This window comes from Mesorhizobium sp. M1A.F.Ca.IN.020.06.1.1 (assembly GCF_004023265.1).
Classification (GTDB): domain Bacteria; phylum Pseudomonadota; class Alphaproteobacteria; order Rhizobiales; family Rhizobiaceae; genus Mesorhizobium.
The window spans coordinates 1-1,692 of the sequence record NZ_RZSR01001141.1 but is presented as its reverse complement, the minus strand read 5'-3'; the positions used below and the strand labels follow the sequence as shown (position 1 = coordinate 1,692).

The 1,692-nt window shown below is 65.5% G+C and carries 1 protein-coding gene and 1 pseudogene; one reads left to right on the top strand and one right to left on the bottom strand.

Annotated elements, in window-relative coordinates; all coding sequences use genetic code 11:
• The first annotated feature begins 457 nt into the window (after positions 1-457).
• Positions 458-1,132, top strand: coding sequence for an isochorismatase family cysteine hydrolase (locus EOA60_RS31820; RefSeq protein WP_095799679.1), 675 nt, complete (start codon positions 458-460; stop codon positions 1,130-1,132).
• A 307-nt stretch (positions 1,133-1,439) separates the two neighbouring features.
• Here the strand turns inward: EOA60_RS31820 and EOA60_RS31815 are convergent.
• Positions 1,440-1,692, bottom strand: a pseudogene (locus EOA60_RS31815) (LLM class flavin-dependent oxidoreductase); the annotation flags it as partial.

Here is a 1,692-nt window from a genome sequence, read left to right as displayed (position 1 = left end):
GCCCCCAGCAGTGCTCGGCGCCGGCTGAACGCGCGGTTCGGTCGGTGCGGCAGCGGTTGGTGCCTCCGTCGCCGGGGGCTGTGCCGCGGCCGGGGCCTGAGCTGCCTGCACGGCTGCCGGAGCTGTCATGGGCTGCTGAGCGGGCGCTTGTGCGGCCGGTGCCGCGGGTGCCGGCTGCTCCTGCGCCAGCGCGACGTCGGGAAGAAAGGAGCCGGCCGCAAGAATGGCGAACGCGGCCAGCACCACAAAAAGACTGTTCCGGGACAAGGCTAGTCCTCGCTTCATCATTGCACGCCAATGCCGTCTGACTAGAAAACATGAGTTAGCGAGTCAACTATTAAGATGTCCATCACCATCAAATATCCGGGTCGCGCGCCGGTAGCCGGGGACGCCGTGAGGTCTGGACTGCGACGCCGTCGCTGGGCCACCATGTCAGCCACAACCGAGGCAGCAGGCGATGATCAAGGCGACCCCGTTCGACTTCCCCTATGACGGAAGGCTGGTGCCGCAAGACACCGCCCTGCTCGTGATCGACCTGCAGGCGGATTTCCTGTCGCCGACAGGCTATTTCGCCAGGAAAGGCTATGACCCTTCGCCGCTGCGGGCCATTCTGCCGACGGTGAATCGGCTGATTGCGGCCGCGCGCGCTGCCGGCCTCGCAATCGTCCATACGAGGCAAGGCTACCGCGCCGACATGGCCGATATGACGGCTTACGAAAAATGGCGCCGCAAGCGGGCGGGACTGGACGGCACCGATATCCTGCTGCGCTCCAGCCCAGGCTTCCAGATCGTCGCCGACATAGAAGTCAGGCCCGAGGACATCATTGTCGACAAGACCTGTAACGGCGCCTTCACCTATACGGATCTGGAACTGGTGCTGAGGGCGCGCGGCATCACCCATCTGATGTTCACCGGCTGCACGACCGATGTCTGCGTTCACACGACGCTGCGCGAGGCCTGCGACCGCAATTTCCAATGCCTGACGATTGCGGACGCCTGCGCCAGCGGCGACGGCCGGGCGCACGAAGCCGCGCTGCATATGGTGACGGTCGAGGACGGCGTCTTCGGCGCGCTGGCGAGCTCGGAGGCGGTCATCGCCGCGCTGTCGCGGATCGCAGAAGAACGGGATTGATATCGGGATTTCGGGATCGCAGAATCCGCCGGTCACAAATCTTTTTGCGTGCACCGTTCCGTTCCCGGCATCGCTTTCGTCTTCACGGTTAGCCGCCGCCGCCAGGACAGACGGAGCCAAGCCATGTCGACCGCAGTGACCTTGATCAATGTCTTCACTATGTCCCGTCTTGATGAAACCGGCAGCCGCAGCGGCCGGTCTCACCTCGCTCCGCGATTTCACCGAAGGTGTGCCCCGGTGAACGAGCGCGACGCGAACGTTCCTGGCGCCAGGGTGTCGGCGTCGCACCGAGCCAGCGAATTCGCGATCAGCGTGACCGTCTCGCGATCCGCGCGATCTCGCTGGGACGGTCGATACCGCCGATCATGAATTCCTCGATGCCTAGCGCGGCATAGGGCAACAGCGAGAGCGCAAGCCGCGCCGGCGGCCCCGCGACCTCGACCGCCTTGTGGTCGGAGGCGCCGGACCAGCCTTCGGGGCGAATGCGGACGGGAAGCGCGAAGCGCAATCTGCCGGCGCGGCCGTGCTCGGCTGCAGCGCCGCGCACACGCTGCATCAAC

What these genes read in the sequence shown, in the direction of transcription:
- EOA60_RS31820 (WP_095799679.1), top strand. Translation starts at nt 458, where the DNA reads ATGATCAAGGCGACCCCGTTCGACTTCCCCTATGACGGAAGGCTGGTG.